This is a genomic window from Mesorhizobium sp. M8A.F.Ca.ET.207.01.1.1 (assembly GCF_004794715.1).
In the GTDB taxonomy this organism is placed as follows: domain Bacteria; phylum Pseudomonadota; class Alphaproteobacteria; order Rhizobiales; family Rhizobiaceae; genus Mesorhizobium.
Map to the genome: position 1 here is coordinate 210,163 of NZ_SRUS01000011.1, position 7,691 is coordinate 217,853.

The following is a 7,691-nucleotide window of genomic DNA, read 5'->3' on the forward strand; positions in this document are numbered from 1 at the left end:
CTGATATTCGTGCTGCCGCGAGGTGATCGCCTTGCGCCCTCCTGCCATTCTGAAGGGTGGCGCGCCGGCTCCTGGAATACCGCCTTGCGGCAAGCTTCATCAGTTGGGCAGAACGCCGGCCGTCGGAAGTGAAGCACTCTTCGGGGCCAGCGGCCCGCCGGAATAGAATTTCGAAGCCGGGTTCTCCTGCATGAAATCGTAGGCGACCATGCCGAGCGGCCGCTTTTGCCGTTCCGATGCCGCCTGATGCCAGGGGATTACCTGGCGCAGCGCCTCGAGTGCCGCGGTTGGCGCCGCGCCGAATTTCCGCTGCGGGTTCTGCGCCTTGCGGATTTCCATCCAATAGCTTGCCGTCAACAGGTCCTGCGCCAGCAGGTGGAACGACACGTCGACCGCCTCACGCGCGCGTTGCGTCTTGATGCGGGTTTGCGCTTCCAGGTCCTCGACGGTGGCGACGATCGCTTGGCCATTCGGCGTCACCGGGGTGCCGAGGTCGGCCAGCTCCTGCCAGAGATCGGTCGGCAGATAGCCGTCGAAGGTCGGGATGTCCTTGCGCTCTTCGGGCTTCAGCACATCGGCCGGCTTGACCACGGTGAAGAAGGGGTTGCGGAAGCGCTCGACGCGCTGCGCCACCGCGACGCCAAGATTGGTCAGCGAGATGGTAAAAGCCTCGACCTGATTGGCCATGGGATAGGGATCCCAGTTGGCGTTGGAGAAGATATAGCCGGACTTGCCGTTACTCAGCGGCCCGCCCTTGATGTAATATTTCATGAATTGCGGCGTGCTCAGCTCCGGCGAGCTCTGCGGCGTCAGGCCCGGCAGGATGGCCGGATTGTGATCCGACGAATTGATCGAAAGCAGCACGGATTGGCGCAGATCCGCCCAGGCATGCCAGGCCGAGCCCTGGCGCTGGCTGGAGGCGCGCATGCTTTCCGGGTCCTGGATGATGCGGGCCGGATCCTCGTCGAAGAGATAGCTGCCCTTGATCATGTCCATGATCTCGCCGCGTCCCATGTCAGCCACGGGTAAGGCCGCATGGATTGCACCGGCACCGATATCGGCGTCACGCTGGAGTTCATGCCGTTGAGCCCCATGGCGTAGCTGAGGTCGGTCCATTCCAGCAGTTTTCGCGCGTCCTCGAGCAAGAGCACGGCTTGCGCCTGGGCATAGGCATTGGTGCTGATCAGCGCGGCCTGGTCGGCGGCGAAGGGTTCGAGCGGCTTCAGGCCGGCCTGGGAGAGGGCCTGGGAGGCGGGCATGCGTGTGCCGTTGAAATAGGCCTCGCCCTCGCCGACCATCGTCGCGCCGATATTGCCGAGTGTCGCGAGGTCGCCTTCGCCGAGCGTGCCGCGCGATTGCACCACCGGCGTCACCCGCTTGTTCAGCATGTCGACAAGCATATGCGTCAGCTGCGGGCTGGCGGCTTCGTAGGACATGGTGTTGGCGCGGATCGCCATGATCGCGCGCACCAGCGCTTCTTCCTGCAGTTCCGGCCCGTAGCCTCTGTTGACCCCGCCCTTGAAGCGGGCGAGCTGCTGCTCCTTGAGGAGCTTGCTGTTTTCCGGCGTCGTCGGATCGCCGGAGAAGATCACCGTTTCGCGCTGATCGCCGGCGCCACGGTTGAACCAGTAGATCGTGATACCTTCGGCCGCACCCTCGAGCAGCAGGCCATAGGCATCCGCCGAGCGCTGCAGCGCTTCCGGGCTAAGCTCGACCTTGGCGCCGTTGCGGGCGATGTCGATGACCTGATCGATAGTCAGGTCATGCCCGGTCAACGTTACTGTCTTGGCTGCCGCGGTCTCGAAAATGGGCTGATAGGTGGTCGCTGCCTCGAAGGCATGAGCGGGTGGGGTGGCGAGCGCCAGTGTCATGGTCAGGGCGCAGAGAAAAATCCGGGGTTGGGCAATTCGCTCAAGCATAAGGGCTCCTATTCTCGAAGCGTTAGCCTCGGGCACGAAGTTTCACCCCTCGGAAATTTTGTTTCCCGGAAAACTAACTGGCTGCATTCGCCTGTCAACGCTTGATGAGAGCAGGACTGACGGTGCAGCGCGCGTGGCCCTATCGCGCCATAGCGTGGTATTCGTCGTTGGGCCGCATGTCGATTGCCGCCGCGACGCGGTTCGACATGTTGAAGAAGGCCGCGGTCGAGGCGATGTCCCAGATGTCGCGGTCGCTGAATCCGACCTGGCGCAGCGCCGCACGGTCGCCCTCGACGATCCTGGCCGGTTCTTCGGTCAGCTTGACGGCGAATTCGAGCATCGCCGTTTGCTTCGGCGAAAGGTCGGCGGCGCGGAAATTCATCACCATCATCTCGCCAAGCAAGGGGTCGCCCGAGAGCTGGCGCACCGCCGCGCCATGCGCGGTCAGGCAATAGTAGCAGTGGTTGATGGAGGAGACGGCGACCGCGATCATCTCGCGTTCCAGCTTCGACAGGCCGGATTCGCCCAGCATCAAATCATTGTACATATCGGTGAAGGCGCGCAGCTTCTTGTCGTCGAAGGCATAGGCCCTGAGGACGTTGGGGACGAGGCCGAGCTTCTCCTCGCATTTGGCGAAATAGGCTTTTGTCGGTTCGCTCGGCTCTGCCGGGGCCAGGTCAAGCGCGGTGATTTTGCCGGTCATGGATCATTTCTCCTCGTCACGCGATGGCCTGCCGCCGAATTCCGATAATTCTTGGCAAGCCGTCAAACCTTTGTCGCCAAACAGCGGTCATCTGCTACCATAGTCGCAAAAGCATGCGACGGGAGGGAAGAAGCGTCATGGCCAGCGTGAAGTCCGCAGCTAAGTCGAAGAAGAACGCAATGGCGGCGAAGACGGAGGACAGACCGGCCAGGCTTGCCGACTATCTGCTCGCCCGCGCGCCGGCTGAGGATATCGCCGCCTACGACGTGGCCGACCTCGAACGCGCCGCCGATCTCGCCGGCAAGGCGGTCGCCGGCCACAAAAAGGGTGAGTGCGTCGTCGCCGTCGAAGCCGATTCGGGCGTCGTTCGCGAAGGCCGCCCGGTGACGGTCATCACGGTCGTCAACGACAACATGCCGTTCCTGTTCGATTCCATCCTCGGCGAAGTCACGGAGACATCAGGGGGACCGACCCTGGTCACCCATCCGGTGATCACGGTTCGCCATGGCAAAACGGGAGTCGACGAAATCCTCGGCGACGGCAATTTCGCCAAGGACGACGGCAGCCACGACCGGCTGAGCGTGATCCATGTGCACATTCCCCGGTTGACGTCAGCACAGGCAAATGGCTTGGCCGAGCGGTTGCGCAAGATGCTTGGCCAGGTCCACGCCGCGGTCAACGACTGGCGGCCGATGCTCGCCCGGCTCGATCAGGCCATCTCCGAATTCCGCTATTCTGCGGTGCCGCTCGACAAGAAGAGCGTCGCCGAGGCCATCGCCTTCCTGGAGTGGCTGCGCGACGACAATTTCACCTTCCTCGGCATGCGTGAATTCAAGTACATCGGCGGCGAGGAAAGCGGCAATCTGGAGCGCTCCGAAAAACCCGGCCTCGGCATCCTGACCGACCCGGACGTGCTGGTGCTGAGGCGCGGCACCGAGGCAGTGACGACGACACCGGAAATCCGCGCTTTCCTGCACGGACCGGAGCCGCTGATCGTCACCAAGGCCAATGCCAAGTCCTTGGTGCACCGGCGCATCTATCTCGACTATATCGGCGTCAAAACCTACACCGCCAAGGGCACGTTGGCGGGCGAACTGCGCATCGTCGGCCTGTTCACCTCGACCGCCTACACGCGCTCGGTGATGAAGATCCCGTATCTCAGGTCCAAGGCCGAAACCATCATCGCCAAGTCGGGTTTCGACCGCCACGATCACTCCGGCAAGGCGCTGATCAACGTGCTGGAAAGCTATCCGCGTGACGAGCTGTTCCAGGTGCCGGTGCCGATCCTGCGCAAGCATGCCGCTGCCATTCTCGGGCTGATCGAGCGGCCGCGCGTGCGGGCGCTGGTGCGTGCCGACCAGTTCGATCGTTTCGTGTCGATCCTCGTCTTCGTGCCGCGCGACCGCTACGACAGCGTCGTGCGCGAGAAGATCGGCGCCTATCTGAAAACCGTATTCGAGGGCCGGCTGTCGGCCTATTATCCGGCCTTCCCCGAAGGCGGGCTGGCGCGTGTGCACTTCATCATCGGCCGGTCCGGCGGCAAGACGCCGAAGGTCGAGCAGGCTACGATCGAGGCGGCGATCCGCGACATCGTGCGCACCTGGGAAGATGCGCTTGCCGATGCGGCCGAAGCCGACGGCAGCGACCCGGCGTTGAAAGCCATCGCCGCGCGGCTGCCGGAAAGCTACCGGGATTCGTTCAGCGCGGCGGTGGCGCTGGCCGATGCCGGGCGCATCGCCAAGATCAGCGCCAGCAATCCGATCGCCATCGACTATTACCGCCATACCGGGCAGAAACCGCAGCAGGCGGCGCTGAAAATCTATCACCATGGCAGTCCGGTGGCGTTGTCGCGGCGCGTTCCGGTGCTGGAGAACATCGGCTTCCGCGTCATCAGCGAGCGGACTTTCGCAGTCGGCGACCAAGCCTCCGGGATGGTCTTCATCCACGACATGGAGCTGGAGAACAGCTACGGCGCGCGAATAGACCTCGCCGACGGCGGCGCGCTGTTCGAGGACGCGTTCCTGTCGGTGTGGCGCGGCGACGTCGACAATGACGGCTATAACGGCCTTGCGCAAACCGCCGGCCTGTGGTCGGGCGAGATTACCATCCTGCGGGCCTATGGCCGCTATTTGCAGCAGGTCGGCATTCCGCAGAGCCAGGATTTCATCGCCGCCGCCCTCAACCGCTATCCCGAAATCGCGCGCGGCCTGCATGACCTGTTCATCGCCCGCCTCGGCCCGACGGCGGAAACGGAAGGCGTGGTGGCGGCCAAGCACCTCAAGGCCAAGATCAAGGATGCGCTCGAAGATGTCCCCAACATCGACGACGACACGATCATACGGCGCTACCTGAACCTGATCGAAGCCTCGCTGCGCACCAATCATTTCGTTGCCGATACGAAAGAGAAAGGCCAGTCGCTGGCGATCAAGCTCGAGTCGCAAGCGGTCGAGGGATTGCCGGCGCCGCGGCCATGGCGGGAAATCTTCGTCTACGGTTCCGAGGTCGAAGGCCTGCATCTGCGCTTCGGCCCGGTCGCACGCGGCGGCCTGCGCTGGTCGGACCGCGCCCAGGACTACCGCACCGAAGTGCTCGGCCTGGTCAAGGCGCAGCAGGTCAAGAACGCCGTCATCGTGCCGGTCGGTGCCAAGGGCGGCTTCTATCCCAAGAAACTGCCGATGAGCGCCGGACGCGACGCCATCTTCGAGGCCGGCACCTCCGCCTACAAGAACTTCGTCTCCAGCCTTTTGTCGATCACCGACAATATCGGGCTGGACGGTGTCATTCCGCCGGCCGGTGTCGTGCGCCGCGACCAGGACGATCCCTATTTCGTCGTCGCCGCCGACAAGGGCACGGCAACCTTCTCCGACACCGCCAACGCCATCTCGGAAAAGCATGGCTTCTGGCTCGATGATGCCTTCGCCAGCGGCGGTTCGGCCGGCTACGACCACAAGAAGATGGGCATCACCGCCAAGGGCGCCTGGGAAGCGGTCAAGCGGCATTTCCGCGAGATGAACCGCGACATCCAGACCTCGCCCTTCACCGTCGTCGGTGTCGGCGACATGTCGGGCGACGTGTTCGGCAACGGCATGCTGTTGTCGCCGAAGACGGGGCTGATCGCAGCCTTCGACCATCGCGACATCTTCATCGATCCCGATCCTGACATGGCTGCCTCGATGGCCGAGCGCGAGCGGATGTTCGCGTTGCCGCGTTCGAGCTGGCAGGACTATGACAAGACCAAGCTGTCGGAAGGCGGCGTCATCGTCTCGCGCAGCCAGAAGTCGATCACCTTGCCGGCTGCCGCGGCGGCCGCGATCGGCCTCGCCAAGACGACCGCCACGCCGGTCGAGATCATGACCGCCATCCTCAAGGCGCCCGTCGATCTCTTGTGGTTCGGCGGCATCGGCACCTATCTCAGGGCATCGACCGAAACCAATGCCGAGGTCGGCGACCGCGCCAACGATGCCATCCGCATCACGGCGCTCGACGTCCGCGCCAAGGTGATCGGCGAGGGTGCCAATCTCGGCGTCACCCAGCGGGCACGCATCGAGTTCGGCATGAATGGCGGCCGCTGCAATTCCGACGCCATCGACAATTCGGGCGGCGTCAACTGCTCCGACGTCGAGGTCAACATCAAGATCGCGCTGGCGTCGGCCATGCGCAAGGGATCGCTGACGCGCCCGGCGCGCAACAAGCTGCTGGCCGAGATGACCGACGAGGTCGGCGGCCTGGTGCTGTCCAACAACTACCAGCAGACGCTGGCGCTTTCGATCGCCCGCAAGCGCGGCCTCGCCGACATCGCGCATCAAAGCCGCTTCATGACCGCGCTCGAGGCGCGTGGCCTGCTCGATCGCGTGGTCGAGACGCTGCCGTCGCCGGCGGCCCTTGCCGAGCGCGAGGCGCGCGGCGAGCCGCTGACCCGGGCCGAACTCGGCGTGCTGCTCGCCTATGCCAAGATCGTGCTGTTTTCCGACATCGTCGCCAGCGACGTGCCGGATGATGCCCATTTCGACCGCGACCTGATGGGCTATTTCCCGGACCGGATGGCGAAGAAATACGCTTCCGAGATTCATGGCCACCGGCTGCGCCGCGAGATCATCGCCCGAGTACTCGCCAACGATCTGGTCAATCGCGGCGGCCCATCCTTCGTCAACCGGCTGCAGGAAGCGACGGGGCGCACCGCCGCCGACGTGGTGCGCACCTTCGCCTTGGTGCGCGACGGCTTTGCGCTGCCGGCGCTCTATCGCGAGATCGACGCGCTGGATAACCAGATCGACGGCCAGGTGCAGCTCGATCTCTACCAGATGGTGAGCCGGCTTATCTATATGAGCAGCGGCTGGTATCTGAAGAACGATGCCGGCACGGCATCGCTTGGCCAACGCATCGCCGAACTGCAGGATGCACGCAAGGCGCTGGAGCCCAAACTGGTATCGCTGCTGCCGGCTTTTTCGCGCGAGCGGATCGAGGAGAAGCGGCACGGGCTGTTCAAGGCGGGCGCTCCGGAAAAGCTCGCCGAGCAGCTGGCGATGAGCGAGGCGGCGGAGCTCATTCCCGACATCGCGCTGACGGCGCGCACCGCCGGTGCCGATATCGTCGCGGCCGCCAAGGCGTTCTTCGCCGTCAGCGATGCCTTCCGCATCCCACGCGTCGAGGATGCGGCGCGCTCGATCACGCCATCGGACTATTATGATCAACTCGCTCTGTCCCGCGCCACCGACACGATCGGCGCGGCGCGGCGCGGCATCGCGGTGGCCGCGCTCACCGGCCATGCCAAGGCCGCGGATCCGGTGGCGGCCTGGCTGGAAGCGGGCGGCGAGCGGGTGGCGCGCATCCGCGAGCGGCTGCAGGCGCTGACCGAAGGCGGCGACATCACCGTGTCGCGGCTGTCGGTCGCGTCGGGACTGATGAGCGATTTGACGGGGATGTGAGCATCTCCGAAACGCCGGCGCCGCCCCTTGTATCTGCACGAGATGATTTTTGTGCGATGGAAGCGACTGAGCCTCGGGCCGGATGGCCATCCGGCCCGAGGCTTGGCGAAGTCGCCCGCTGCCCCTCCGGCTACAACCGTCAAT

At 64.4% G+C, this 7,691-nt stretch carries 2 protein-coding genes and 1 pseudogene; 1 reads left to right on the forward strand and 2 read right to left on the reverse strand.

Annotated elements, in window-relative coordinates:
* Positions 1-99: 99 nt before the first annotated feature.
* Together EN850_RS37880 and EN850_RS28000 are read right to left on the reverse strand one after the other, a co-directional pair.
* A pseudogene (locus EN850_RS37880) lies at positions 100-1,919 on the reverse strand (aromatic amino acid ammonia-lyase).
* Between the two features lie 139 nt (positions 1,920-2,058).
* A complete protein-coding gene (locus EN850_RS28000; RefSeq protein WP_136092728.1) occupies positions 2,059-2,622 on the reverse strand; it encodes a peroxidase-related enzyme in 564 nt (187 codons plus the stop codon).
* A gap of 137 nt (positions 2,623-2,759) precedes the next feature.
* Here EN850_RS28000 and EN850_RS28005 point away from each other — a divergent pair, with 137 nt between their 5' ends.
* A complete protein-coding gene (locus tag EN850_RS28005) occupies positions 2,760-7,547 on the forward strand; it encodes an NAD-glutamate dehydrogenase (RefSeq protein ID WP_136092729.1) in 4,788 nt (1,595 codons plus the stop codon).
* Positions 7,548-7,691 lie beyond the last annotated feature (144 nt).